26 protein-coding genes are annotated in these 24,074 nt (G+C 65.0%); 9 read left to right on the plus strand and 17 right to left on the minus strand.

Features of this window, described 5'->3' with window-relative positions; translation table 11 throughout:
- Both RTQ83_RS22585 and RTQ83_RS22590 read left to right on the plus strand, forming a co-directional pair.
- Positions 1-606 (plus strand): pantoate--beta-alanine ligase (locus tag RTQ83_RS22585; RefSeq protein ID WP_312519782.1); only part of this gene is annotated, 606 nt, incomplete at its 5' end.
- Positions 607-709: 103 nt separating this feature from the next.
- Positions 710-1,477 (plus strand): PilZ domain-containing protein, encoded by a 768-nt coding sequence (locus RTQ83_RS22590; protein ID WP_312519784.1) that lies wholly within the window; start codon positions 710-712, stop codon positions 1,475-1,477.
- A gap of 54 nt (positions 1,478-1,531) precedes the next feature.
- Here the strand turns inward: RTQ83_RS22590 and RTQ83_RS22595 are convergent, their stop codons facing one another.
- From RTQ83_RS22595 to flhD, 15 genes are all read right to left on the minus strand, one after another.
- Entirely contained in the window at positions 1,532-2,740 is a 1,209-nt protein-coding gene (locus RTQ83_RS22595; protein WP_312519787.1) for an HDOD domain-containing protein, read from the minus strand.
- A 33-nt stretch (positions 2,741-2,773) separates the two neighbouring features.
- A complete protein-coding gene (cheZ, locus tag RTQ83_RS22600; RefSeq protein ID WP_312519790.1) occupies positions 2,774-3,403 on the minus strand; it encodes a protein phosphatase CheZ in 630 nt (209 codons plus the stop codon).
- Between the two features lies 1 nt (position 3,404).
- The gene (cheY, locus tag RTQ83_RS22605; protein WP_183558083.1) at positions 3,405-3,803 is read right to left on the minus strand and encodes a chemotaxis response regulator CheY; all 399 of its coding nucleotides are present in this window, start codon (positions 3,801-3,803) and stop codon (positions 3,405-3,407) included.
- Positions 3,804-3,933: 130 nt separating this feature from the next.
- A complete protein-coding gene (locus tag RTQ83_RS22610) occupies positions 3,934-4,998 on the minus strand; it encodes a chemotaxis response regulator protein-glutamate methylesterase (RefSeq protein ID WP_312519797.1) in 1,065 nt (354 codons plus the stop codon).
- A 17-nt stretch (positions 4,999-5,015) separates the two neighbouring features.
- On the minus strand, positions 5,016-5,612 hold the full coding sequence (cheD, locus tag RTQ83_RS22615) for a chemoreceptor glutamine deamidase CheD (RefSeq protein WP_312519799.1): 597 nt from the start codon (positions 5,610-5,612) through the stop codon (positions 5,016-5,018).
- A gap of 19 nt (positions 5,613-5,631) precedes the next feature.
- Positions 5,632-6,483 (minus strand): CheR family methyltransferase, encoded by an 852-nt coding sequence (locus RTQ83_RS22620; RefSeq protein ID WP_312519802.1) that lies wholly within the window; start codon positions 6,481-6,483, stop codon positions 5,632-5,634.
- A gap of 97 nt (positions 6,484-6,580) precedes the next feature.
- The gene (locus RTQ83_RS22625) at positions 6,581-7,078 is read right to left on the minus strand and encodes a chemotaxis protein CheW (protein ID WP_312519805.1); all 498 of its coding nucleotides are present in this window, start codon (positions 7,076-7,078) and stop codon (positions 6,581-6,583) included.
- A gap of 24 nt (positions 7,079-7,102) precedes the next feature.
- Positions 7,103-9,289, minus strand: coding sequence for a chemotaxis protein CheA (gene cheA / locus RTQ83_RS22630; RefSeq protein WP_312519807.1), 2,187 nt, complete (start codon positions 9,287-9,289; stop codon positions 7,103-7,105).
- 75 nt (positions 9,290-9,364) lie between these two features.
- A complete protein-coding gene (locus RTQ83_RS22635) occupies positions 9,365-9,730 on the minus strand; it encodes a response regulator (RefSeq protein ID WP_290419160.1) in 366 nt (121 codons plus the stop codon).
- An 86-nt stretch (positions 9,731-9,816) separates the two neighbouring features.
- Positions 9,817-10,365, minus strand: coding sequence for a chemotaxis protein (locus RTQ83_RS22640; RefSeq protein ID WP_312519810.1), 549 nt, complete (start codon positions 10,363-10,365; stop codon positions 9,817-9,819).
- A gap of 20 nt (positions 10,366-10,385) precedes the next feature.
- Entirely contained in the window at positions 10,386-11,318 is a 933-nt protein-coding gene (motB, locus tag RTQ83_RS22645; RefSeq protein WP_312519812.1) for a flagellar motor protein MotB, read from the minus strand.
- 42 nt (positions 11,319-11,360) lie between these two features.
- Entirely contained in the window at positions 11,361-12,215 is an 855-nt protein-coding gene (motA, locus tag RTQ83_RS22650) for a flagellar motor stator protein MotA (RefSeq protein ID WP_312519815.1), read from the minus strand.
- 146 nt (positions 12,216-12,361) lie between these two features.
- On the minus strand, positions 12,362-13,138 hold the full coding sequence (locus RTQ83_RS22655) for a class I SAM-dependent methyltransferase (RefSeq protein ID WP_312519817.1): 777 nt from the start codon (positions 13,136-13,138) through the stop codon (positions 12,362-12,364).
- A gap of 1 nt (position 13,139) precedes the next feature.
- Positions 13,140-13,706 carry a flagellar transcriptional regulator FlhC gene (flhC, locus tag RTQ83_RS22660; RefSeq protein ID WP_312519819.1) on the minus strand — a complete coding sequence of 189 codons (567 nt, stop codon included), beginning with the start codon at positions 13,704-13,706 and terminating at the stop codon, positions 13,140-13,142.
- Between the two features lie 74 nt (positions 13,707-13,780).
- On the minus strand, positions 13,781-14,098 hold the full coding sequence (flhD, locus tag RTQ83_RS22665) for a flagellar transcriptional regulator FlhD (RefSeq protein WP_312519844.1): 318 nt from the start codon (positions 14,096-14,098) through the stop codon (positions 13,781-13,783).
- 590 nt (positions 14,099-14,688) lie between these two features.
- Here flhD and kynU point away from each other — a divergent pair.
- Complete coding sequence (gene kynU, locus RTQ83_RS22670) at positions 14,689-15,987, plus strand: kynureninase (RefSeq protein ID WP_312519821.1); 1,299 nt, start codon at positions 14,689-14,691, stop codon at positions 15,985-15,987.
- A 10-nt stretch (positions 15,988-15,997) separates the two neighbouring features.
- A complete protein-coding gene (gene kynA / locus RTQ83_RS22675; RefSeq protein WP_312519824.1) occupies positions 15,998-16,843 on the plus strand; it encodes a tryptophan 2,3-dioxygenase in 846 nt (281 codons plus the stop codon).
- Here the strand turns inward: kynA and RTQ83_RS22680 are convergent.
- On the minus strand, positions 16,777-17,379 hold the full coding sequence (locus RTQ83_RS22680) for a GNAT family protein (RefSeq protein ID WP_312519827.1): 603 nt from the start codon (positions 17,377-17,379) through the stop codon (positions 16,777-16,779). The genes kynA and RTQ83_RS22680 overlap by 67 nt on opposite strands.
- Before the next feature lie 189 nt (positions 17,380-17,568).
- Between RTQ83_RS22680 and RTQ83_RS22685 the strand changes: the two genes are divergently transcribed.
- The 5 genes from RTQ83_RS22685 (at position 17,569) to RTQ83_RS22705 (ending at position 22,893) form a co-directional block, all read left to right on the plus strand.
- The gene (locus RTQ83_RS22685; RefSeq protein WP_312519829.1) at positions 17,569-18,330 is read left to right on the plus strand and encodes a glucose 1-dehydrogenase; all 762 of its coding nucleotides are present in this window, start codon (positions 17,569-17,571) and stop codon (positions 18,328-18,330) included.
- A 73-nt stretch (positions 18,331-18,403) separates the two neighbouring features.
- Positions 18,404-19,606 carry an acyltransferase gene (locus RTQ83_RS22690; RefSeq protein WP_312519830.1) on the plus strand — a complete coding sequence of 401 codons (1,203 nt, stop codon included), beginning with the start codon at positions 18,404-18,406 and terminating at the stop codon, positions 19,604-19,606.
- Positions 19,603-20,154: an alpha/beta hydrolase gene (locus tag RTQ83_RS22695; protein ID WP_312519832.1), complete on the plus strand. Its 552-nt coding sequence runs from the start codon at positions 19,603-19,605 to the stop codon at positions 20,152-20,154. The genes RTQ83_RS22690 and RTQ83_RS22695 overlap by 4 nt, the downstream gene beginning before the upstream one ends.
- Positions 20,151-20,555 carry a GFA family protein gene (locus tag RTQ83_RS22700; protein WP_312519835.1) on the plus strand — a complete coding sequence of 135 codons (405 nt, stop codon included), beginning with the start codon at positions 20,151-20,153 and terminating at the stop codon, positions 20,553-20,555. Before RTQ83_RS22695 ends, RTQ83_RS22700 begins: the two co-directional genes overlap by 4 nt.
- A 169-nt stretch (positions 20,556-20,724) precedes the next feature.
- Positions 20,725-22,893: a TonB-dependent siderophore receptor gene (locus tag RTQ83_RS22705; RefSeq protein WP_312519838.1), complete on the plus strand. Its 2,169-nt coding sequence runs from the start codon at positions 20,725-20,727 to the stop codon at positions 22,891-22,893.
- A gap of 69 nt (positions 22,894-22,962) precedes the next feature.
- On the opposite strand, the gene htpG is transcribed toward RTQ83_RS22705, so the two are convergent.
- Positions 22,963-24,074 (minus strand): molecular chaperone HtpG (gene htpG / locus RTQ83_RS22710; RefSeq protein WP_312519841.1); only part of this gene is annotated, 1,112 nt, incomplete at its 5' end.

The raw sequence follows: 24,074 nt of genomic DNA on the forward strand, positions 1-24,074 counted from the left end.
GAAAAGGAAGGCGTCTACGTATTGTTCGCGCCGACCGAAAAAGACCTGTATCCGGAGCCGCAGGAATACCGCGTGCGCCCGCCCAACGACCTCGGCAACACGCTGGAAGGCGAATTCCGTCCCGGCTTCTTCGAAGGTGTGTGCACGGTGGTGACCAAGCTGTTCTCGTGCGTGCAGCCGCGCGTAGCCGTGTTCGGCAAGAAGGATTACCAGCAGCTGATGATCGTGCGTAATATGGCGCGCCAGTTCGCCCTGCCGACCGAGATCATCGGCGCCGAAACCTTCCGCGCCGACGACGGCCTGGCCCTGTCCTCGCGCAACGGCTACCTGTCGGGCGAAGAACGGGCCGAAGCCCCGGCCCTGTACCGCAACCTGAACGCGGTGGCCGAAGCGGTGCGCGCCGGCGAGCGCGACATCGGCAGCGTGGAAGCGCGCGCCATGGCGGCGTTAAGCGAGCGCGGCTGGAAGCCGGATTACATCTCGGTGCGCAAGCGCATCGACCTGCAGGCCCCGGGCGGCGCAGACCTGGAGCGCGGCGAGCCGCTGGTGGTGCTGGCCGCGGCCAAGCTCGGCAACACGCGCCTGATCGACAACCTCGAGATTTGATCGATAACAAAGCTGCACCATTGATTTCCGCAGTGCAATAATACTGCATTCCGGTGTATACTGCCGCGTAACAGCAATTCACAATCACGCCCCAGGACCCGCCGTGAACGTCTCCGTTGCAGTTGCCCGCAAGGGCCCTCCCAAGCCTGCCGACTCGGTCAGCCGTATCGGCAGCAATCTCGCGCCGCACGAGATGCGCGATCCCTTCGACATCGGCGAAGCCTTGACTGCCCTTGCAGGCAGCGGCGACCCGGTGACGGTCTATTCCGGCATCCTCGACCCGATGCTGGCGCGGATCGAATCGGTCGATCCGGAGCTGCCGCATTTCGTGTTCGATTTCACCGGCAGCGCCCTGCCGCCGGGAGGACCGGCCACCTTCGTCGCCACCATCGGCGGCAGCGCCAAGCTGCAGTTCGAGCTGGACAGCGACTGGAGCACCCTGCCCGGCCAGCCGCACCTGGTGCCGGCCGACTTCCCCGAAGCCTGCCTGGTGCTCAACCGCCGTTCCGCGCGCCGGGTCGAGACGCCGGTGGGGGGCAATTACTCCGCCACCTTCAACCTGTCCAACAAGCAGTACGAATTGCCGCTGTACGATTTTTCGCAGGGCGGCGTCGGCTTGCGTGCGACGCCGGAACAATGCTTCGGGCTGTCGGTGGGGAAGAAGCTGATGGGCGTGCGGCTGGAACTGGGGCCGGCACTGGTGGTTGTCGCCGACCTCGAAGTGCGCCTGTTGCGGCCATTCCGCACCTTCCTGCTCGGCGAGCAGGTGCAGATCGGCTGCAGTTTCGCCAGTATTTCGATGCAGATGCAGCAGACGCTGGAGCGCTTCGTGACCACCGGCCTGCCGGAGCGGCGCATGGTCAAGCGCTGACGGTTCAGCCTCCGAAGGCTGCGCTGCGCATCGAGACAGCGCAGCGCTGACCGCTCAAGCAGCGACGCTCTGCGCCCACGCCAGCGCCGACAGGTGCGCCCGGTTGACTTCCGACGCCCCGATCTCCAGCGTTTCCGCCAGCGACGCCACCAGCGTCGAATTCAGCTCGCAGGCCTCGGCCAGCGCCAGATACGGCCCGTAGGAACCTTCGCGCCCGGTCAGTGCCCGCACCACTTCATCCGGCAGCTGGATCGTCTCCAGCACCTCCTGCATGCTCAGGCCGAGCAGGCGATCGAGCAGCGAGAACATCCCCGCCACGAACAGGTTCTCGGCCTCGCTCTTGCCCAGGTACTGCTGCCCGAGCAATTCCGCCAGCCGTCCGCGCACCACCGCCGTTTCCATCAGCACCGGCGAATAGCCGCTCGAGCTGGCCGTGGCCAGCAGCAGCACCAGCCAGCGGTATAGCGGCGCATACCCCAGCAGAGAAATTGCCTGGCGCAGCGACTGCACCTCGCGCCCGGCGCCGAAGCCGGCGGTGTTGATATAGCGCAGCAGCTTGTAGGTCAGCGCCGGATCGCGCCGTAACACGTTTTCCAGCGTCGGCACGTCCTCATTGTTCTGCACCATCTGCATCAGCTGCAGGATCACGGTCTGGGTCGGATTCATGCCCTTGACCGGCTTGCCGGGACGCGGAGTCAGGTGCAGCTTGCCGACGAAGGCGTCCAGGCCGAGCGCGGCGCAGGCGTCGAAATCGGCCCAGGTCGCCACCGGACGGCCCACCATGCGCACAGCCGAATGCTTGGCGGCGGCATAGGTGCGCGCCTGGCTGGCCACGTCCAGGCCGCTGAAGGTGACTTCGACGTAGGAGGCGTACGGCGACAGGTTGCGCCCCAGCAGGTTCAGGTCGCAGCCGCGGATCGCCACCCCGACCCCGCCGGCGCGCACGCCCTGCACCGCGGCGCGCACGTCGACGTCGGTCAGGTGGCGGATGTCGATGGTGAGCACGGTGCGCTCGGGCGGCAGCGCGTGCAGCGCATCGGTCGAGAGCATCGCCGGCACCGCGTCGAGGAACAGGATCTTGTCGCGCAGCAGCCAGCCATGCTGCGCATGGTTGACGTGCTCGGCGACGAAGCCGACCAGGCCTTCCAGGTCCTGGTGGGAAGGAATTTTGCCGTCGTGCTGTTGCCACGAAAGCTCATAGCCGAGAACGCGCTGCTTCGGGTCGAGCAGCGGTTCACGGACGATGAAGTTGGTGCGATGCATGGAGGGCGCCGTTAAATAATGCGCGGCGCGCGCTTAGAACCCGAGGCTGTCGAGCAGATCGTCGACCTGCCCCTGGTTCGCGACGACTTCGCTGCCGGTCGGGTTGATTTGCGGGCCGTTCAGCAGGCCGTTATCCAGTTCGCGCTTGATCTCGCTCGGCGCGAAGTCGATTAGCACCTGCACCAGCTGTTTCTCGAGGTTCTGGGCGATGCCGGTGATGCGGCCGATCACCTGGCCGGTCAGGTCCTGGAAGTCCTGGGCCATCATGATGTTCATCAGCTCGGTGCGGGTTGCCACCGCGCCGGCGCGTGATTCGTTCATGCTGGCGACCGTGCGCTGGGCCAGCTCGCGCCATTCGGATTCGGTGGCGCCCTTGTCGAGCAGCGCCTGCCAGCCGCTGGACAGTTCGTTGGCGCGGGTTTCGATCGCGTCCTGCAACGGACCCGCGCTGTCGGTGGCGTCCAGCACCTTCTTGGCGGCCTGTTCCGACAGGCGCGCCACGTAGTCGAGGCGGTCGCGCGCGTCGGGAATGTCGCTCGCGGCCTTTTCGATCAGCTTGTCCAGCCCCAGCCCGCGCAGATTCTCGTGCAGCGCGCGGGTCATGTGGCCGATCCGGCTCAGGACCTCTTCATGAGATCCCTGATCCGCAGTCTGCTCCACCATCTCAGGCTCCGGCTTTGTCGAGTTTCTCGAAGATCTTGTTGAGCTTTTCGTCCAGCGTCGCGGCCGTGAACGGCTTGACCACGTAGCCGCTGGCGCCGGCCTGGGCGGCGGCGATGATGTTTTCCTTCTTCGCTTCGGCGGTGACCATCAGCACCGGCAGCTTGGCCAGTGCCGGATCGGCGCGGATGTGCTGCAGCATGGTCAGGCCGTCCATGTTCGGCATGTTCCAGTCCGACACCACGAAATCGAACGACTCGCTGCGCAGCTTGGCCAGCGCCATGACGCCATCTTCAGCTTCGTCGACGTTGGCATAACCCAGTTCTTTCAACAGATTCCGGACGATGCGGCGCATCGTCGAAAAATCGTCAACAACCAGAAAACGCATCTTTGGATCAGCCATGAATTACTCCGTTTGAATCTTGTATTTGGTTTATTGGTGAGCGCTGCATTTTACAGCCTCAAGAATAGCATTTTTGTTGCCTTACGGCGATAAAATAGCCCTTAAAGCATTATTCCTTGTCCGATTCGGCTCAAACGCGCAACGCTCTGTTGCCCTGCGACGCCAGATGCTCGAGCACCATGCGCGGCAACGCCCCCAACGGACCCACTTCGTGGGCCGCGCCGATGGCGATCGCCTCGCGCGGCATGCCGAACACGACGCAGCTGGCCTCGTCCTGCGCGAAATTGTGCGCGCCCGCCTGGCGCATGTCCAGCATGCCGGCCGCGCCGTCCTTGCCCATGCCGGTCAGGATAACACCAACCGCGTTCTTGCCCGCGGCTTGCGCGGCGGAACGGAACAGCACGTCGACCGAGGGCCGGTGCCGGTTCACCGGCGGCGACTGTTCGATGCGGGTCATGTAATTGGCGCCCGAGCGCACCAGCATCAGGTGCGAGTGGCCCGGTGCGATATACGCGTGGCCCGGCAGCACCCGCTCGTTGCCGGCGGACTCGACCACGCTGATCTTGCACAGCGAATCAAGGCGCTTGGCAAACGAGCTGGTAAAGCCTTCCGGCATGTGCTGGGCGATCAGGATGCCCGGGCAGTCGGACGGCATCTGCATCAGGAATTCGCGGATCGCCTCGGTGCCGCCGGTGGAGGCGCCGATGATGATCAGTTTTTCGGACGAGATCAGCGGGCTGCGCAGCGAAGCCAGCGGCGCGCTGGCGGCGGCCTGGGCCACGGTGCGCGGGGCGATGCGGGCGCGCGCTGCGGCGCGGATCTTGTCGGCGATCATGTCTGCGTATTCGCGCATGCCGGTCTGGATCGAAATCTTGGGTTTGGTGACAAAGTCGATCGCGCCCAGCTCCAGGGCGCGCATCGTGATTTCCGAGCCGCGCTCGGTCAGCGACGACACCATCAAGACCGGCATCGGGCGCAGGCGCATCAGTTTTTCCAGAAAGTCGAGGCCGTCCATCTTCGGCATCTCGACGTCGAGGGTCAGCACGTCCGGATTGTGTTTCTTGATCAGCTCGCGCGCGACCAGCGGGTCGGGCGCGGTGGCGACCACTTCCAGGTCGGGCTGGGAGTTGACGATTTCGCTCATCACGCTGCGGATCAGCGCCGAGTCGTCGACGATCAACACCTTCGTCTTCATGGTGATTCCCTTTCTGCTCAGAACAGGTCGATCGCCCCACCAACAGGCTGGACCTTGAGTCGCTTGGCGTAGTCGAGCTCGCGCTGCGCCAGCGTATCGTTTTGGGTTTGCATCAGTTTCTTGACCAGGACCTTGCCGGTGCGCGGGAAGAAGTACACCTTGCGCGGATAGACGTCGTTCAGGTCCTGGGCCAGCACCGGTATGCGTTCGGTCTTCAAAAATTGCATCACGAAGGCGGCGTTGCGCTCGCCCACGTTCATCGCGGTGAAGCCGCGCAGCACCGCGCCGCCGCCGAACACCTTGGCTTCCAGGTGCTCGCGCCGGGCACCGGCCTTCAGCAGGTCATTGATCAACACTTCCATCGCGAACGAGCCGTAGCGCATCGAGGCCGATACCGGGCTATTGGAGGCTTCGGCGCCGTCCGGCAGCATGAAGTGGTTCATGCCGCCCAGGCCGGTAATGCGGTCGCGGATGCAGGCCGACACGCACGAGCCGAGCACGGTCGAGATCAGCATGTCCTTGGCCGTGTAGTAATACTCGCCCGGCAGGATCTTGGCGGCGTCGACATTGAAGACGCGGTCGTGGTACAGATTGGTGGCGAACTGGCTGTTCATGGGCGCTCCGATGTCCGGTTCAGGCGCGCGCGTCGAGTTCGTACACGGTCTTGCCGCGCAGGCGCAGCGAGTCCGATACGTACAGGAAGTTTTCCGAGTGGCCGGCGAACAGCAGCGCATGCGGCTTCATTAGCGGCACGAAGCGGTCCAGGATCTTGCGCTGGGTCGGCTTGTCGAAATAAATCATCACGTTGCGGCAGAAGATGGCGTCGAACGGCCCTTCCACCGGCCAGCCGTCGGCCAGCAGGTTCAGCTGGCGGAAGGTGACCAGACTGCGCAGTTCGGGACGCACGCGCGCCATGCCTTCGTGCGCGCCCTTGCCTTTCAGGAAGAAGCGGCGCAGGCGCTCGGGCGACATCTTGTCCATGCGCTCCATCGGATACACGCCGTTGGCGGCGGTGGCCAGCACATTGGTGTCGATATCGGTGGCCACGATCTGCACCGGCGGCGTGAGCGTGTTGAACGCCTCGCAGGCGGTCATCGCGATCGAATACGGCTCTTCGCCGGTGGACGCGGCCGAGCACCAGATGGTGAGCGGACGGGTGTCCTTCTTGCGCAGGGCCACCAGGTGATCGAGCAGCAGCGGGAAGTGGTGCGCCTCGCGGAAGAACGAGGTCAGGTTGGTGGTCAGCGCATTGGTGAACGCTTCCCACTCCTTGTCCATGCGCCCCGCTTCCAGGTCGTCCAGGTAGCGCCCGAACGACTGGATGCCGGTAGCGCGCAGGCGCCGCGCCAGGCGGCTGTAGACCATTTCCTGCTTGCTGTCGGCCAGCGAGATGCCGGCGCGCCCGTGGATCAACGCGCGCACGCGCTCGAAATCACGGCGCGTGAAATCGAATTCCTTGACCGTCTCAGTTTTTTGCTGCGGCACTTTGCTTGCCTTCTCTTCTGCTTCGTTGGCCGGCGCCGCGCTTCGTTCAGCGCGGCGCGCGGCCGGGGTGGTTGTCTGCTCCGTGCCGTGCGCGCTGTTACGCGGCCAGCTTGTCGATCAGGCCCATCTCGCCCGACGACATCAGCTTGTCGATGTCGACCAGGATCAGCATGCGCTCGTCCACGGTGCCCAGGCCGATCATGTAGTCGGAGTTGAAGGCGGTGCCCATTTCCGGGGCCGGCTTGATCTGGTCCGGCGTCAGGGTGGTGACGTCCGAGACGCTGTCGACCACCATGCCCATGATACGGCCGCCGATGTTCAGGATGATCACGACGGTGAACTGGTCGTACACCGGGGTGCCCAGGTTGAACTTGATGCGCATGTCCACCACCGGGATGATGATGCCGCGCAGGTTGATCACGCCCTTGATGAATTCCGGCGCGTTGGCGATGCGGGTCACGGCTTCGTAGCCGCGGATTTCCTGCACCTTCAGGATGTCGATGCCGTATTCTTCCGAGCCCAGGGTGAAGGCCAGGAATTCGTTGCCGGCGCCGTCGTGGGCGGTGTTGTCGGTGGTGGTTGCCAGATTAGACATGATGCGTCCTCTTTCAATGTAAATTTATAAAACGACCGTGTCGTCGGCCAGCTGGCGCGACGAGCGCACCAGCGCCGCCACGTCAAGGATCAGGGCAACGCCGCCGTCGCCCATGATGGTTGCGCCGGAGATGCCGGCCACCTTGCGGTAATTTGCTTCCAGGTTCTTCACGACCACCTGCTGCTGCCCCACCAGTTCGTCGATGAACAGCGCCGCCTTCTTGCCCTCGGTTTCGAGGATGACGACGATGCCGTCGGACGGCTCGCGGTGGCGCGGCGCGATGTCGAACATCTGGTACAGCGGTATCAATGGCAGGTACTCGCCGCGCACCTTCAGCACGCGTCCACGGCCGGCGATGTCGCGCACGTCTTCCGGCGCCGGCTGCAGCGACTCGACCACGAACGACAGCGGCAGGATGTAGATCTCGTCGCCGCTCCTGATCGACATCCCGTCCAGGATCGCCAGCGTCAATGGCAGCGAAATCGAGATGGTGGTGCCGAAGCCCTTGGCCGAACGGATGTCGACCGTGCCGCCCATCTGGGTGATGTTACGCTTGACCACGTCCATGCCGACGCCGCGGCCCGACACATCGGTGACCACGTCGGCGGTCGAGAAGCCCGGTGCGAAGATCAGCTGCCAGACGTCGGCGTCTGTCATGTTGTCCGACACTGCCAGGCCGTTCTGCGCCGCCTTGGCCAGGATCCGTTCGCGATTCAGGCCGCCGCCATCGTCCGAGACTTCGATCACGATATGGCCGCCCTGGTGGCCGGCCGACAGGAACAGGCGCCCTGCTTCGGATTTGCCGGCGGCGGCGCGCGCGGCCGGCATCTCGATGCCGTGGTCGATCGAGTTGCGCACCAGGTGGGTCAGCGGATCGACGATGCGCTCGATCAGGCCCTTGTCCAGTTCAGTCGCGGCGCCGTGGGTGATGAAGTCGACCTTCTTGCCCAGTTTGCCGGCCAGGTCGCGCACCATGCGCGGGAAGCGCGAGAACACGAAGTCCATCGGCATCATGCGGATCGACATCACGGCTTCCTGCAGCTCGCGCGTGTTGCGGCCCAGCTGCGACACCGATGACAGCAGGCGTTCGTGGCCGATCGGATCGAGCTGGCTGCTGCGCTGCTCGAGCATGGCGTTGGTGATCACCAGTTCGCCGATCAGGTTGATCAGCTGGTCGACCTTTTCCACCGACACCCGGATCGACGACGATTCGCTCTGGTCTTTCTTGGCCGTCTTCTTTTCGGCGGCCAGTTCGGCCAGGTGCTCGGCCATGTCCTGAGCCTGGGCCTGGGCCTGGGCGCTGACCGACTGCGACTCGGTCGCCACCGGGGCTTGCTCGGCCACGATGCCGGCCGCAGCGCGGATCTGCTCGATCGGCTGGAAGAAACCGTAGCCGCGGTCGTCGTCCGAGAGCTCGGCCTGCGCCGGCGCCTCGTCGTCGTCCGGGCCGAAGAAGCCGTAGCCCTGCTCGTCCTCGATGCGCTTGCGCTCGGCCGCTTCGATCGCGCGCTGCTCCGGCGTCAATGCCGGCGCCTCGAAGATCTTGAGGTCGTCGGGATCGAGCACGAACGAGCAGATCGACATGATGTCGTCCAGGCTTTCGTGGGTGGTGATGATCAGCGCCGTGCGGCCACCGTCGAGCGGAGTCACCGACACGCGGCCCATCAGGCCGAGTTCGTCGACCAGGGCGTTGATGTCGCGCTGCTCCACCTGCGGCAGTTCGATCTTGTAGCGGTGTGCGCCTTCGCTCAGTTGCTGCGAGTGTTGTGGTTTTGGCGCGGCGGTGAGGTACGACGGCGCGACCACCGGCGCCTGCGGCACCAGGCCTTCGGCCAGGTCGTGCAGCACCATGCGCACGTTGGCCACGGCTTCCTGGTCCACCGTGGCGCCGTGGCGGTGGCCGTCCAGTTGCATCTTGAGGATGTCCTTGGCGGCCAGGAAGGCGTCCACGTGGTTGCTGGTCAGCGCCATCTCGCCCTTGCGGATACGGTCCAGCAGCGACTCCAGCACGTGGGTCACGTCGCACATGTCGGTCAGGCCGAAGGTCGAGGCGCCGCCCTTGACCGAGTGCGCGGTGCGGAACACCGCGTTCAGGTCTTCCGCGTCGGGCGCGGCGACATCGACGCCCAGCAGCAGGCGTTCCATTTCGGCGAGCAGCTCTTCGGCTTCGTCGAAAAAGACCTGGTAGAACTGGCTGATGTCGATGCTCATGGTGCGGTCCGGGCAAAGCGGCCGCGCTGCATGCAAAGCGCGCGGCCTGGGGCAATCTGGCGAAGGATCATGGCCTTAGCCGATCACTTTTTTGACCACCTCGATCAGGCGCTGGGGGTCGAACGGCTTGACCAGCCAGCCGTTGGCGCCGGCCGCGCGGCCTTTCGATTTCATCTCGTCGGACGACTCGGTGGTCAGCATCAGGATCGGGGTCTTGGCGTAGCCCGGCAGCGTGCGCAGGGTCTTGATCAGCGTGAGGCCGTCCATCTTCGGCATGTTCTGGTCGGTCAGCACCAGGTCGACGCTCTGCAGCTTGGCCTTGTCCAGGCCATCCTGGCCGTCGACCGCTTCCACCACGTTGTAACCGGCCGCCTTCAGGCTGAACGCCACCATCTGGCGCAGCGAACTTGAATCGTCGACCGCGAGAATCGTTTTTGCCATGTTTTTTGCTCCCTGCTGTTTTGTGTCCGGTTCAAACCGGAATTCGTATTCGTTATGGGGTAATGCGCCGGTGAGGTGTTCTGGACTCAGAACAGTTCGACGTCGCCGCTTTCCAGATGCCGTTGCTCGACCGAGCGGCGCAGCACGCTGCGCAATTCGAGCGACTGGATCGCCAGCGCCATGCTGACCTTGCCCAGCCGTTCGACGATCTCGTCGCTGTCGGTCTCGGGCGCGATGTCGGCGCCGTGTTCGCTCAGCGTGCCCAGAAAATCGCGCAGGCCGGCCACCCGGCGCAGCGTACGCTCAATCAGTTGCGCCGTCATGTCCTGGAACTGCATGCTGGTGACCGCGGTGTTCACATGCCCGCCGATCTCGCGCGACATGCCGCTCAAGGCCGCCCGTTCCTCAGGCGTGATCTCCTCGCCCGCCAGCAGGCGGTCGAGCGCCGACTGGCGCGCCGCCACCGTGCCGTGGATCGCCATGAAGCTGGAGGTGAGCTTCTCGATCGCTTCTTCCAGCAGCAGCTCGGTCTGCAGCAGGTCGGCCTCGACCTCGGTCAGGTGGCGCCGGCCGTGCACCGACACGCCAGACAGCAGGCGCTTCACGTGCGAACCGAGTATCTTTTTTCTTGTCATTCCAGTCCTCTTCCGGGGGCTTATTTCTTGACTGCTTCCAGCGTCGCATTCGCCGCGCTTGTCGCGTCTTCCGCCGGCACGTCGAGCGTGGCGGCGTCGCGCCGCACCGCGTCTTCGGTGCGCTTGTTCATGACGATGATGCTGATGCGGCGGTTGATCGGATTGAACGGATCCTTGGCGTCCAGGTTCGCGGCCGCCGCCAGGCCCACCACGCGCAGCACCTTGTCGTCGGCCAGCCCGCCCAGCATCATCTCGCGCCGCGAAGCGTTGGCGCGGTCGGCCGACAGTTCCCAGTTGCTGTAGCCGGTGTCGCTGCCATACGGCGTCGAATCGGTGTGGCCCGAGATGCCGATCTTGTTCGGCACTTCGTTCAGCACCATGCCGATGATGTGCAGGATCTCCTTGGTATAGGGCTGCAGTTCGGCGCGCGCCATGGCGAACATCGGACGGTTCTTCTCGTCCACGATCTGGATCCGCAAGCCTTCGCTGGTGATGTCGAGCAGCAGCTGGTTCTGGTATTTCTTGAGCATCGGATTGACTTCGATGGCCGATTCGATGCGTCCCTTCAGGGCCGACAGGCGCGCGCTTTCCTCGCGTGCCAGCGCGGCCTTGGCCGCCTGCAGGTCATAGGTCTTGTTGGCCGGGGGCGCATCGCCCTTCTTGACCTGGCCGGCGCGCCGGGTCAGGTCTTCGCCGCCGCCCTGAATCACCGACGACGAGTCGCCCGAACCCGAGCCGCCCTGCATCGCCACCTTCAATGGCGTCTTGAAGTATTCCGAGATGCCGACCAGGTCGCCCTTGGCGGTCGAGCCCAGAAGCCACATCAGCAGGAAGAACGCCATCATCGCGGTCACGAAGTCGGCGTACGCGATCTTCCAGGCGCCGCCGTGGTGGCCGCCGGCCACCTTCTTGATGCGCTTGACGACAATGGGCCGCTGTCCTTCGTCAGCCATGGACGCCTCCCGCCAGCTTATCGAGATTGACGATCATCGCGCTTACTTCTTCTTCTTGATGTGCTCTTCGAGCTCGGCGAAGGTCGGGCGCTCGGTCGAGTACAGCACCTTGCGGCCGAATTCCACCGCCAGCGCCGGCGCGTAGCCGTTCAGGCTGGCCAGCAGCGTGACCTTCACGCACTGGAACATCTTGGTCGATTCTTCCAGCTTCTGTTCCAGCACGTTGCCCAGCGGGCTGACGAACGCGTAGGCCAGCAGAATACCGAGGAAGGTACCGACCAGCGCCTTGGCGATCAGGATACCCAGCTCGGCCGGCGGCAGGCCCACCGATTCCATGGTGTGGACCACGCCCATCACCGCCGCCACGATACCGAACGCCGGCAGGCCGTCGCCCAGTTTGGCGATCACGTGCGACGGAATCGCGCCTTCGTGATGGTGGGTCTCGATCTCGTTGTCCATCAGGTTTTCGATCTGCATCGCGTCCATATTGCCCGACACCATCAGGCGCAGGTAATCGGTCATGAATTCGACGATGTGGTGGTCGGCCAGCACCAGCGGATAGTTCGAAAACAGCGGCGACGATTCGGGCGCCTCGATGTCGCCTTCGATCGACATCAGGCCCTCTTTGCGCACTTTCGACAGCACGTCGAATTGCAGCGCCATCAGTTCCATGTACATGTCCTTGCTGTACTTGGACCCCTTGAAGATCGATGGAAAGGCCTTCATGGTGGCCTTGATCGACTTGCCGGTGTTGCCGACAATGAAGGCGCCGACGGCGGCGCCGCCGATCATCAGCAGCTCGATAGGCTGCCAGAGCGAAGCGAGGTGGCCGCCGGCCAGCGCGAAGCCGCCGAACACGCAACCCATGACAACAAGGTAACCGACAATAACTAACAAGGGAATGAGCTCCAGAAGACCGGTTTTGGTGTCGTGTCAAACGACGCAAAAACGGGAAATTCAGAAAAGTTTATGCAGGGAACTACTCTATCTGGAGTATAGCCCACGGGCAAGTAAAACCGTCCTTTTTCCCTCTGGAGTGTCGCCTAAAAGTCCCACAAATACAGCTTCGGACCATCGGTGTTCAAGGTGACAATCCGGCTCGGTGGCTGTCCTGCAATGACGAATTCGTAACTGAAAAGCGTCGAACCGGGTTTCATCTCGCGCGCGGCCTTGATATACAGCTCCGTCATCACGGCCGGCGACAGGTAGGCGAACACGGCGTCGTAGTCGGCGAAGTTCAGGTTTTCGTAGTCGCCTCGGATGAAACGCGCCTTACTGCGGGTCAGCCGCGCACGCAAGTGGCTGTACAGCCACGGCAGCGGCGCCAGCTCGATGCCCTCGAAGCGCGACTCGGGGCGTTGCCGCTGCAGCTCCAGCACGAAGCCGCCCAGGCCGCTGCCGACATCGATCACGCGCAGCGGCCGGCCCTGCGGCAGGCTGGCCGCCACCGCTTCCCAGACCCGGCGCCCGGACGGGTAGTACGGCACCTGGGTGCGGTAGGTCGACCAGTACAGCAGCAGCAGGAACAGGAAGATGACCAGGAACACGGCCGGTGGAATCGCAAGAAGGCTGGCCGCCAGCAGCGCCAGCGGAAAGCCGAAGCCGATCGCGCGCCACCATACCGCCAGGCGGCGCCACCAGGTGAAGCCGAGCGCGATCGCGCCCTGGACCAGGGCAACATAAAGATAGGAAACAGTGAACCCTGCGCGCGCGGACAGGTAAACCACGCCCAGCGTCAGCGGAAAAGCGAGTGCCTGGATCAGCAGCGCCTGGACGGCGGGCGCGCGCAGGATACCGGCCGGGCTCGGCGCGCGCGCCAATTCAGGCGCTGTCCTCGTTGGCGGCAGCGGCGGCGTCGCGCGCGTCCTTGGCCTTGCGCGTCTTGCCGGCGCGCGAAGGCATGTGGCACAGGCCGCAGGCGTAGTCGGCGTTCAGGTCGAGCGCGTTGACGATGAACTTGCCCTGGCACTTGCTGCATGGGGCCAGCAGCAGCATGCCGCTCTGGAAAAACCGTACCAGGGTCCAAGCGCGCGTCAGGGACAGCAGCGGCTCTTCGCCCGGCGCCGGCGGCATTTGTTCGAGGTAGAGTTGGTAGGCTTTCATCACCGCCTGGATGCCGGCGGCGCCGGCATGTTCGACCAGGAACTGGTGGATATTGATGAACAGCGAGGAGTGGATGTTCGGCTGCCAGGTCAGGAACCAGTCGGTCGAGAACGGAAGCATGCCCTTGGGTGGAGAGACACCCTTGAGTTCCTTGTACAGCTTGAGCAGGCGCTCACGCGACAGCGATACTTCGGTTTCCAACAGCTGGAGGCGCGCACCGAGGTTGATCAGTTCGATGGCAAGCTGGATTTCCTGCGCTTCCGTGACGACGCTTTTCTTGTTCATACTGCTGCTCCCGGTATTCCAATCGGCCCTCCCCAGCGAGGCCGTTACCGGATTATACGGTTTCCGTTACCGGATTATGCGATTTCTTCAACCGGCTGGCCGGCCATCAGGATCGCGGTGTGCGACTGGGCCAGGCTGCGGTCCTTGGTGTGGCTGGTCAGCATCGACAGGATCGCGGTGTCGTCGAAGCGGAAGCGGGCCAGCATCATGTTGCCGCCAGCCAGTTTCAGGATCTGGGCGTTGCTCATGCCTTCGATCAGGTCGGCGATGTCGGCCGAGATACCGAGGCGGAAGATGGCGGTGACTTTATCGGCGCGGATCATCTGCTGAGCCAGCATCAGGTAGCTCAGGTTGGCATCGCGAATCTCGGCCATCATGTCGTTTGCGGTCATCATCTTCTCTCTCCGTTGGTGTGGGTTCGGCGTGTTGTTTGTTGCCGATGAGATAGATTCTGACCGTGGGGAAACTTTTCTGGAATCAGACGAAGGCGGGATTTTACGTCCGGAAAAGACGGCAAAACCCGTAGGAGTTTGTCTGACAAACTCTACGGGATGGCTACTTTTCCCCTATGGGAAGGGGGTGGAGCGTGGTGCCGGGAAGCACCCTGGATTGTGTTGGCGTCAGACAAAATCTGTCGCGCATTTACTACGGTAACGGCAGCGTTTTCGAGAACTTTAGGGTTGTTCGAGAATTTTTTTCATCTTTTTTCTCGCCCTTCTGGCCCGGTAACGGCAGCCTCGACAGGAACTTTAGGGTTTGTTAGAAAAATTTTTTCGACCCATTACCGCCTATCTAAGATCGTTATCGGACTGACTTTAGGGAACTTTAGGGTCGTTCGCAAAAAATTCTGAAAATTTTTTGCCGCGCCCTGCCAAGCCGATTTGCGTGTCGTTTCAACAATGTTTTCTCGCCCCGGCGCCACGGAACTTGCTACACTGCCCGCCTGCCCATTGCTTCAAGCATCAACTAATCCGGAACCAGCATGACCGATACCACCCTCACCCGCGCCGACTGCCTGGCGCGCGACGCCCACGACGCGCTGGCGCCGCTGCGCGAGCGCTTCGATTTACCGCCCGGCGTCATCTACCTCGACGGCAACTCCCTCGGCGCCCGCCCCAAGGCCGCGCTGGCGCGGGTCCAGGATGTCGTGACCCGCGAATGGGGCCATGACCTGATCCGCAGCTGGAACGACGCCGGCTGGTTCGACATGCCGCGCCGCCTGGGCGACCGCCTGGCGCCACTGGTCGGTGCCCGTGCCGGCGAAGTGGCGGTCACCGACACCACCTCGCTCAACCTGTTCAAGGCGCTGGCCGCCGCGCTGCGCATCCAGGCCAACGGCGGCGCCAACGAACGCCGCGGCGCGCCGGCATCCGAACGCCGCAGCAGCGAGCGCCGCGTGATCGTCACCGAGCGCAGCAACTTCCCGACCGATATCTATATGGCCGAAGGCCTGAGCCGCTGGCTGCAGCAGGGATACCGCGTACGCCTGGTCGACTCAAGCGACGAGATCCCGGCCGCGCTCGACGGCGACTGCGCGGTGCTGATGCTCACCCACGTCAACTACCGCACCGGCTACCAGCACGACATGGCCGCCCTCACCCGCCTGGCGCACGACGCCGGCGCGCTGGCGGTGTGGGACCTGGCCCATTCGGCCGGCGCGGTGCCGCTCGACCTGCACGGCTCGAATGCCGACTTCGCGGTCGGCTGCACCTATAAATACCTGAACGGCGGCCCCGGCGCGCCGGCCTTCATCTGGGTGCCGCAGCGCCATCAGGCGGCGTTCGACCATCCACTGTCGGGTTGGTGGGGCCACGCCGCGCCGTTCGCGATGGCCAGCGCCTTCGCCCCGTGCGAGGGCATCGGGCGCGCGCTGTGCGGCACCCAGCCGATCGTGTCATTGGCGCTGGTCGAATGCGGCCTGGAAGTGTTCGAAGCCACCGGCATGGACGCGGTCCGCGCCAAGTCGCTGCAACTGACCGACCTGTTCATCGAGCTGGTCGAAAGCCGCTGCGCTGGCCATCCGCTGCAGCTGGTGACGCCGCGCGAGCATGCGCGGCGCGGCAGCCAGGTCAGCTTCACCCATCCGCATGGCTACGCGGTGATGGCGGCCCTGATCGCGCGCGGCGTGATCGGCGACTACCGCGAACCGGGCATCATGCGCTTCGGCTTCACGCCTTTATATACGAGCTTCGCCGACGTCTGGGATGCGGTGGAAATACTCAAGGATATCCTCGACCGGGGCGCCTACGATGTCAATGCGGCGCGCGGCGCGGTCACCTGAAGGAATTGTCATGAGCGAGCACACACCGGCGCCCGGCAAACAATGGCACGGCGCCCAGATGGATTTCAAGGAGTCGATGAGTTACGGCGACTACCTCGGCCTGGGACAGATCCTGAGCGCCCAGCATCCGCGTTCGCCCAGCCACGACGAGATGCTGTTCATCGTCCAGCATCAGACGAGCGAACTGTGGATCAAATTGATGCTGCACGAGCTGCAGGCGGTGCGGCGCCACATCCGCGCCGACGACCTGCCGCCGGCGTTCAAGATGCTGGCGCGGGTGGCGCGCATCATGGACCAGCTGGTGCATGCCTGGGACGTGCTGGCCACCATGACCCCGCCCGAGTACACCGCGATCCGGCCTTACCTGGGCGCCTCGTCCGGCTTCCAGTCGTTCCAGTACCGCGAGCTCGAATTCATCCTCGGTAACAAGAACCCGGCGCTGCTGGCGGTGCACGAACAGGCGCCGGAAGCGCACGCCATCCTGCAGCGCGAGCTGCTGGCGCCCTCGATCTACGACGAGGCGGTGCTGCTGCTGGCGCGCAGCGGCTTCGCGATCGACCCGGCGCGCCTGGATGGCGAGCGCACCGGCCCGACCCAGATGGACGACTCGGTCAAGGCGGCCTGGCTCGGCGTGTACCGCGACACCGCGCGCCACTGGGCGCTGTACGAGCTGGCCGAAAAGCTGGTGGACCTGGAGACGGCGTTCCGCTTCTGGCGCTTCCGCCATGTGTCGACGGTCGAGCGCATCATCGGCTTCAAGAGCGGCACCGGCGGCACGGCCGGGGTCAGCTACCTGCGCAAGATGCTGGACGTGGTGCTGTTCCCCGAACTGTTCGCGCTGCGCACCGGGCTGTAGTCAGGCGCGTGGCGGCGGATCAGTGCCAGCATGTGCGCATCGACGATGCGCTCGCCCAGCTTCAGGCGGTTGCGCGCCACGCCCTCCTCAATCGCCCCGGCCTTGCGCGCCACGCCCAGGCTGGCCGCATTGCCGACGCCGACGACGATTTCGACCCGATTCAGTTTGAGTTCCTCGAACGCATAGCGCGAGAGCGTGTGCACCGCCTGGGTCGCCGCGCCGCGCCGATGCGCGGACTGGCGGATCCAGTACCCCAGATTGCAGTACTCATGCAGACGGTTGACCTGATTCAGGCCGCATCCGCCCACGAAGGCCCCGGACTGCGCATCGAAGATGCCGAACTCGAAGCAGCTGCGCTCCTGCCACCCCTGCTGACAGTGTTCGATCCAGGCCAGCGCCTCGGCCTGCGAATAGTCCGCATGCGCCCATGGCATCCACATCGACAGTGTCGCGATCGACTCGGTGACGGCGTCGACGAAGGCCGGCGCATCGCCTGGTACAAAGGGACGGAATACGAAATCGGCAGAACGCAGCATCGCAGGCCCGTGAGGGTGAAAAACAGTGAGAAGGATCGGCCAGCATAGCATGCTCACGATTGCCTACCGGCACCGAACGGCCGTGTTTGGACGGCTGTGCTATCGTCATTCCACGCACTTATTAACTAATCAATGCCTGTTCCGGCGGCCCGCGCACGCGCTGCCCTGGCCAGCTTGAAAGGAGAAGGAATGAACCGCTTTAACGATAAAACCGTCCTGATCACGGGCGCCGCTTCCGGCATCGGCCTGGCGGCCGCGCGCCGCTTCCTCGATGAAGGCGCCCGCGTCGTCATGCTCGACAACGATGAAGAGACACTCAGGAAAGCCGCGGGCGAACTGCCGCAGGACCGCATCGTGGTGCAGGTCGGCGACACCGCCGACAAGGCCACCGCGAGCGCCGCCGTCAAGACCGCCGTCGAGCGCTTCGGCGGCCTGCACATCCTGGTCAACAACGCCGGCGTCGCCACCGAGGGCGACATCACCAAGACCAGCGAAGAAGACTTCGACCGCGTGATGTCGGTGAACGTGGCCGGCTACTACCACATGGCCAAGGCGGCGATGCCCGAACTGGTGAAGGTGCGCGGCTCGATCGTGATGACCTCGTCGGTCTCGGGCCTGGGCGGCGACTGGAACATGTTCGCCTATAACACCTCGAAGGGCGCGGTCAGCAATATGGTGCGCGCGATGGCGATGGACGCGGCCAAGGACGGCGTGCGGGTCAACGCCGTCAATCCGAGCTTCACCAGGACCGGCATGACCGAGGACATGGTGAACAACGATGAACTGGTGGCCAAGTTCAAGGAACGCATGCCGCTCGGCGCGCCCGAGGATGCGGATGGCGTGGCGGCCGCGATGGCCTTTCTGGCCAGCGACGACGCGCGCCTGATCACCGGCGTCAACCTGCCGGTGGATAACGGCCTGATGGCGTCCAACGGCCAGCCGCCGCAATGATGCCCTGGCCGGTCCTGGCGGCGGGCGGCCGGTAAACATGGCGCCGTCAAGGAACTGAAGTAGTATTTACCTCATGCGCCCCGCCACCTCCACCCTCGACCGGCCATTCTCGATCTACCTCGATCTGGTGCGCTTCCTGGCGGCGCTGGCGGTGGTGCTGATGCACGTGCGCCAGGGCGAGCTGGTACAAGGTCCCGGAGCCGACCTGCTCACCATGCTGGGACGCGAAGCGGTGATGGCCTTCTTCGTGCTGTCCGGCTTCGTCATCGCCTACACCTCGGACACGCGCCGCCCGGGCGCGCGCGACTTCGCCGTGGCGCGCTGCGCCCGCATCTATTCGGTGGCGCTGCCGGTGCTGGTGCTGGCGTTCGCCTGCGCCTGGCTGCTGGCGCCGCACCTGGAGCACCGCATCGACAAGGCCTACCAGCTGGGCAAGCCGTGGCTGTATATTCCCTTCCACCTGCAGTTCCTGGGCGACCTGTGGACACTGTCCGAAGTGCCGCCGCTGCTGGTGCCGTGGTGGTCGCTCAATTTCGAGGTCTGGTATTACGTGCTGTTCGGCGTGGCCTGCTACCTGCGCGGCGCGCGCCGGCTGGCGGCCATCGCGCTGGTGCTGGCGATCATGGGGCCCAAGCTGTGGCTGCTGCTGCCGGTGTGGCTGGCCGGGGTCTGGCTGTACCGCTGGCAGGCGCGCCACACGCTGCCGCGCACGCTGGCGCGCGCCGGCTGGATCGCCAGCCTGCTGCTGCTGGCGGCCTACGAGGCGAGCGACCTCGAAACCCTGCTGCGCGCCCTCGGCCGCGCGTCCTGGCTGGGCCAGGCCTTCAGCCTGGGCAACGCCGACCGCTTCCTGGCCGACTACGCGGTCGGCCTGATCGTCTGCCTGAACTTCGCCTGCGCGCGCTTCGCCGGCTTCGGCGCCATGCTGCGCGTGGCCGCTCCGGTGCGGCGCTGCGCCTCGTATACACTGACGCTGTACCTGTCGCATGCGCTGGTGCTGGCCGCCTGGCCGGTGCTGTACATGCACGACCCGGCCAATCCGCTCGACCTGCTGGCGCTGGGCGCCGCGGTCGGCCTGGCAACGTGGCTGCTGGGCACCCTGACCGAACAGCGCAAGGACGCCTGGCGCCGCCTGTTCGAGCGCATCTTCGACTGGTTCCTCGGCCCGCCGCCGGCGCGCACATCCGGCGCATCCGGCGCATCCGGCGCATCCGGCGCACTGGCCGCGGCCGGACCCCAACCCATCAAGGAACAGCAACAAGGAGAAACGAGATGAAGTGCGACGTCCTGATCCTGCCCGGCCTGTGGAACTCCGGGCCGCGCCACTGGCAATCGCTGTGGCACGAGCGCTACCCGCAATGGCAGCGCACCCCGCACCGCGACTGGACCAGCCCGCACCGCGACGAGTGGGTGTCCGAACTCGACGCCGCCATCGCCCAGTGCCGCGGCGCGCCGATCCTGGTGGCGCACAGCCTGGGCTGCATGCTGGTGGCGCACTGGGCGCGCTGCGGCTCGCCGTTGAAAGTGGCCGGTGCCTTCCTGGCCGCGCCGAGCGACGTCGAAGCGTCCAGCTTCCCGTTCGATCCGGGCAGCTGGGCGCCGGTGCCGATGGAGGCGCTGCCTTTCCCCAGCCTGGTGGTCGGCAGCGCCAACGATCCCTTCGCCGCGACCGGGCGCACGCGCGCCTTCGCCGACGCCTGGGGCAGCCGCCTGGTGGAAATCGGCGACGTCGGCCACCTGAACACCGAGTCGGGGCATGGCGAATGGCCGGAAGGTTTGCAGCTGCTGGAACAGTTCTGCGACCAAGTCAACGGCCCCGCGTGAGCCTGGCCACCTACCACGGCAGCTGCCATTGTGGCGCGATCCGCTATGAGGCCGAAATCGACCCGGCTGCCGGCACCGTCAAGTGCAACTGCAGCATCTGCACCAAGATGCGCTTCTGGGGTGCGATCGTGGCGCCGTCGGCGTTTCGGCTGCTGCAGGGCGGCGCCGCGCTGCGCGAATACCGCTTCCATACCCGGCGCGACGCGCATCACTTCTGCGCCCATTGCGGCATTCATGTGTTCACCACCGGTGCCACGCCGCGCGGCGGACCGTTCGTGGCCATCCACATCGCCAGCCTGGACGACATGCCGGTCGAGCACATGCTGGCCGCGCCGCTTCGTTACATCGACGGCCGCCACGATAACTGGCTGACAGCGCCGGACGAGACCAGGCACCTGTAGCCGCGCCATCGGCGGCTGCCCGCGAGTACGAGTTGGCAAAATGCAACGCGCATATTGCATGAATAGCCAATATGCATCAAAATGCGAATCATTCTCATTCGCGTTCATTCGATCGGGCGATTCATGACCGATCCGCGCCTCCTTTGCCCACCACGACAGAAAGCCCCGCATGACCGTTCCCAAGCGCCTGCCGCTCGTGCTCGCACTCGCCCTCGCCTATTCCACCGCCGCGCATGGGGCCGACGCGCCGGACAGCCCGTCCCCGTCGACCGTGCTGGTCAGCGCCGACCGGCTCGGCGCCGACTATGCCGCGGACAGCGCCGGCATCGCCAAGGGCAGCGCGTCGCTGCGCGAGACGCCGCAATCGGTGTCGGTGGTCACGCGCCAGCGCCTGGACGACCAGCGCCTGCAGACGCTGGACGAAGCGCTCGCCAACACGACCGGCATGATCGTCGAACAGGGCAGCAGCTACGAGCGCACGTATTATTCGCGCGGCTTCGCGGTCGATACGGTGCAATACGATGGCGTCGCCACCCAGCGCGGCAGCGGCTTCGCGATCAGTCCCGACCTGTCGGTGTTCGAGCGGGTCGAAGTGCTGCGCGGGCCGGCCGGCCTGTTCAACGGCGCCGGCAATCCGGGCGGCGCCGTCAACCTGGTGCGCAAGCGGCCGCTCAAGACGCGCCGCCTGGACGCACAGATCAGCGCCGGGCGCTGGGACGACTACCGCGCCCAGGCCGACGTCTCGCTGCCGCTCAACGACAGCGGCAGCGTGCGTGCGCGGATGGTCGCGGCGCACGAAGACCGCGAATTCTTCTACGACGTCGCGCAAACCAGACGCTCCGTCCTGTACGCGATCGTCGAAGCCGACCTGTCCCCCTCGACCACGCTGGGCGCCGGTGTACACTACGAGAAGAACGACATGGTCCCGTTCTACGGCGGGCTGCCGCGCTTCTCGGACGGCGCCGACCTTGGCCTGCCGCGCTCGACCTACCTGAACGCCGCCTGGTCGAACACCGACATCGAATCGACCACCGCCTTCGCCGACCTGCAGCAGCGCTTCGGCAAGGACTGGAAGCTGCGCCTGGCCTTCTCCCGCATGCGCGAAGACAATCACGATACCAGCGGCTCGGCATTCGGCACCGTGAATCCGGCCACCAACCTGGGTCCCAGCCTGTCGGCTTTCCAGCAGCACTTCGTGGCCGACCAGAACGCGGCCGACGCCACGCTGGAAGGCAGCTTCGACGCCTTCGGCCTGCGTCATGACGTGCTGCTGGGGGCCAACTGGATGCAGCGCGACTTCGACAACACCAGTCAGCTGTACGCGGTCGACAACCCGGTCATCAACCCGTACACCTTCAACCCGCTCGACTACGTGACGCTGCCGACCCGCCCGGGCCGGGCCGGTGCGCACACGCTGAACAAGCTGGAACAGTCGGGCGCATACGGCTCGCTGCGCCTGAGCCTGAGCGAAGGCGTCAAGCTGATCGCCGGCGGGCGCGTCAGCAACTGGAAGAGTTCGGTCCGCAACCTGGTGACCGATACCTGGCCCACCCGGCCCTATGAACAAAAAGGAGAATTTACGCCCTACGGCGCGCTGCAGTGGGACTTCGCGCCCGACTGGACGACTTACCTGAGCTACGCCGAGACTTTCCGCTCGCAGTCGACCCAGTACACGGCCAGCGGCGACCCGCTCGATCCGGCCACCGGCAACAACATCGAAGCCGGTCTCAAGGGTGCGCTGTTCGGCGGTCGCCTGAATGCCGCGCTGGCGGTGTTCCGCGTGCTCGAGGAAAACCGCTCGCAAAGCGACCCGTTCAACCCGTCGCCGTGCCCCGGCTCGCCCACCGGCGGCGCCTGCTTCATCGCCGAAGGCGAAGTGCGCAGCCAGGGCCTGGACCTGGAACTGAACGGCATGCTGGCGCCTGGCTGGCAGGTCAGCGCCGGCTATACCTGGAACCAGACGCGCTACCTGCATGACCGCACCGCCACCGGCGCACCCAGCGCCAACGAGAACCAGCCGCTGTCGACCTTCACCCCGCGCCACCTGGCCCGCATCTGGACCAGCTGGGAACCGGCCGGCTCGCCGTGGAGCGTGGGCGGCGGCGTGAATGCGCAGAGCGAAACCTACAAGACCAGCGGTGCCTTGCGCCTGTCGCAAGCCGGCTACGCGGTATGGTCGGGCCGGATCGGCTACCGCATCGACCGCAACCTGGACCTGGCCATCAACCTGAACAATGTGTTCGACAAGCACTACTACCGCACGCTGGGTTCGACCAGCGGCAGCAACTGGTATGGCGAGCCGCGCAACGTGACGGCGACGCTGAACGCGACCTTCTGACCGCTCCCGGCATGCGGCGATAAAAAAAGCCGGGACATCGCTGTCCCGGCTTTTTGTCAGACCCGATGCTTACTTGGCGCCCGCCAGCAGCATCTCGTTCAGGCGCTTCACGAACGACGCCGGATCCGACAGGCTGCCGCCTTCGGCCAGCGCAGCCTGGTCGAACAGGATGTGGGCCCAGTCGGCGAAGCGCGCACCGCTTGCGTCTTCGTACTTCAGGCGCGTCACCAGCGGGTGGTTCGGGTTGATCTCGAGAATCGGCTTCGATTCCGGGGCACTCTGGCCGGCCGCCTTCAGCATGCGCAGCAGGTTGCCCGACAGTTCGTTTTCATCCGCCACCAGGCAGGCCGGCGAATCGGTCAGGCGGAAGGTCACGCGCACGTCCTTGGCCTTGTCGCCCAGGGCGCCCTTCATGCTCTCGACCAGTTCCTTGTAGCCGGCTTCGGTTTCGGCGTGTTCCTTCTTCTCGGCCTCGTCTTCCAGCGCGCCCAGGTCCAGGCCGCCCTTGGCGACCGATACCAGTTCCTTGCCTTCGAACTCGGACAGGAACGACAGCATCCACTCGTCGACGCGGTCGGTCATCAGGATCACTTCTACGCCCTTCTTGCGGAAGATTTCCAGGTGCGGGCTGTTCTTGGCGGCGCTGTAGTTGTCGGCGGTGACGTAATAAATCTTGTCCTGGCCTTCCTTCATGCGGCCGACGTAGTCGGCGAACGACACGGTCTGTTCGTCCGATTCACTGACGGTCGAGGCGAAGCGCAGCAGCTTGGCGATGCGGTCCTTGTTGGCGGTGTCTTCGCCGACGCCCTCTTTCAGCACCTGGCCAAATTCCTTCCAGAACGTCGCGTACTTGTCTTTCTCTGCGCCCTCTTCGCTGTTCGCCAGTTCTTCCAGCATGCTCAGCACGCGCTTGGTCGAGCCTTCGCGGATCACGCGCACGTCGCGCGACTCCTGCAGGATCTCGCGCGAGACGTTCAGCGGCAGGTCGGCGGAATCGATCACGCCCTTGATGAAGCGCAGATACGTCGGCATCAGCTGCTCGGCGTCGTCCATGATGAACACGCGCTTGACGTACAGCTTGATGCCGCCGCGCTTGTTGCGGTCCCACAGGTCGAACGGGGCGTGGCTCGGCACGTACAGCAGCTGGGTGTATTCGCTGCGGCCTTCGACGCGGTTGTGGG

The sequence above is a fragment of the Massilia sp. genome (assembly GCF_031995545.1).
In the GTDB taxonomy this organism is placed as follows: Bacteria; Pseudomonadota; Gammaproteobacteria; order Burkholderiales; family Burkholderiaceae_D; genus Telluria.

Coding starts and splice junctions, on each gene's coding strand:
- RTQ83_RS22595 (WP_312519787.1), bottom strand. CDS start 2,740: ATGCATCGCACCAACTTCATCGTCCGTGAACCGCTGCTCGACCCGAAG.
- cheZ (WP_312519790.1), bottom strand. CDS start 3,403: ATGGTGGAGCAGACTGCGGATCAGGGATCTCATGAAGAGGTCCTGAGC.
- cheY (WP_183558083.1), bottom strand. CDS start 3,803: ATGGCTGATCCAAAGATGCGTTTTCTGGTTGTTGACGATTTTTCGACG.
- RTQ83_RS22610 (WP_312519797.1), bottom strand. CDS start 4,998: ATGAAGACGAAGGTGTTGATCGTCGACGACTCGGCGCTGATCCGCAGC.
- cheD (WP_312519799.1), bottom strand. CDS start 5,612: ATGAACAGCCAGTTCGCCACCAATCTGTACCACGACCGCGTCTTCAAT.
- RTQ83_RS22625 (WP_312519805.1), bottom strand. CDS start 7,078: ATGTCTAATCTGGCAACCACCACCGACAACACCGCCCACGACGGCGCC.
- cheA (WP_312519807.1), bottom strand. CDS start 9,289: ATGAGCATCGACATCAGCCAGTTCTACCAGGTCTTTTTCGACGAAGCC.
- RTQ83_RS22635 (WP_290419160.1), bottom strand. CDS start 9,730: ATGGCAAAAACGATTCTCGCGGTCGACGATTCAAGTTCGCTGCGCCAG.
- RTQ83_RS22640 (WP_312519810.1), bottom strand. CDS start 10,365: ATGACAAGAAAAAAGATACTCGGTTCGCACGTGAAGCGCCTGCTGTCT.
- motB (WP_312519812.1), bottom strand. CDS start 11,318: ATGGCTGACGAAGGACAGCGGCCCATTGTCGTCAAGCGCATCAAGAAG.
- flhC (WP_312519819.1), bottom strand. CDS start 13,706: ATGAACAAGAAAAGCGTCGTCACGGAAGCGCAGGAAATCCAGCTTGCC.
- flhD (WP_312519844.1), bottom strand. CDS start 14,098: ATGACCGCAAACGACATGATGGCCGAGATTCGCGATGCCAACCTGAGC.
- kynU (WP_312519821.1), top strand. CDS start 14,689: ATGACCGATACCACCCTCACCCGCGCCGACTGCCTGGCGCGCGACGCC.
- kynA (WP_312519824.1), top strand. CDS start 15,998: ATGAGCGAGCACACACCGGCGCCCGGCAAACAATGGCACGGCGCCCAG.
- RTQ83_RS22680 (WP_312519827.1), bottom strand. CDS start 17,379: ATGCTGCGTTCTGCCGATTTCGTATTCCGTCCCTTTGTACCAGGCGAT.
- RTQ83_RS22685 (WP_312519829.1), top strand. CDS start 17,569: ATGAACCGCTTTAACGATAAAACCGTCCTGATCACGGGCGCCGCTTCC.
- RTQ83_RS22690 (WP_312519830.1), top strand. CDS start 18,404: ATGCGCCCCGCCACCTCCACCCTCGACCGGCCATTCTCGATCTACCTC.
- RTQ83_RS22695 (WP_312519832.1), top strand. CDS start 19,603: ATGAAGTGCGACGTCCTGATCCTGCCCGGCCTGTGGAACTCCGGGCCG.
- RTQ83_RS22705 (WP_312519838.1), top strand. CDS start 20,725: ATGACCGTTCCCAAGCGCCTGCCGCTCGTGCTCGCACTCGCCCTCGCC.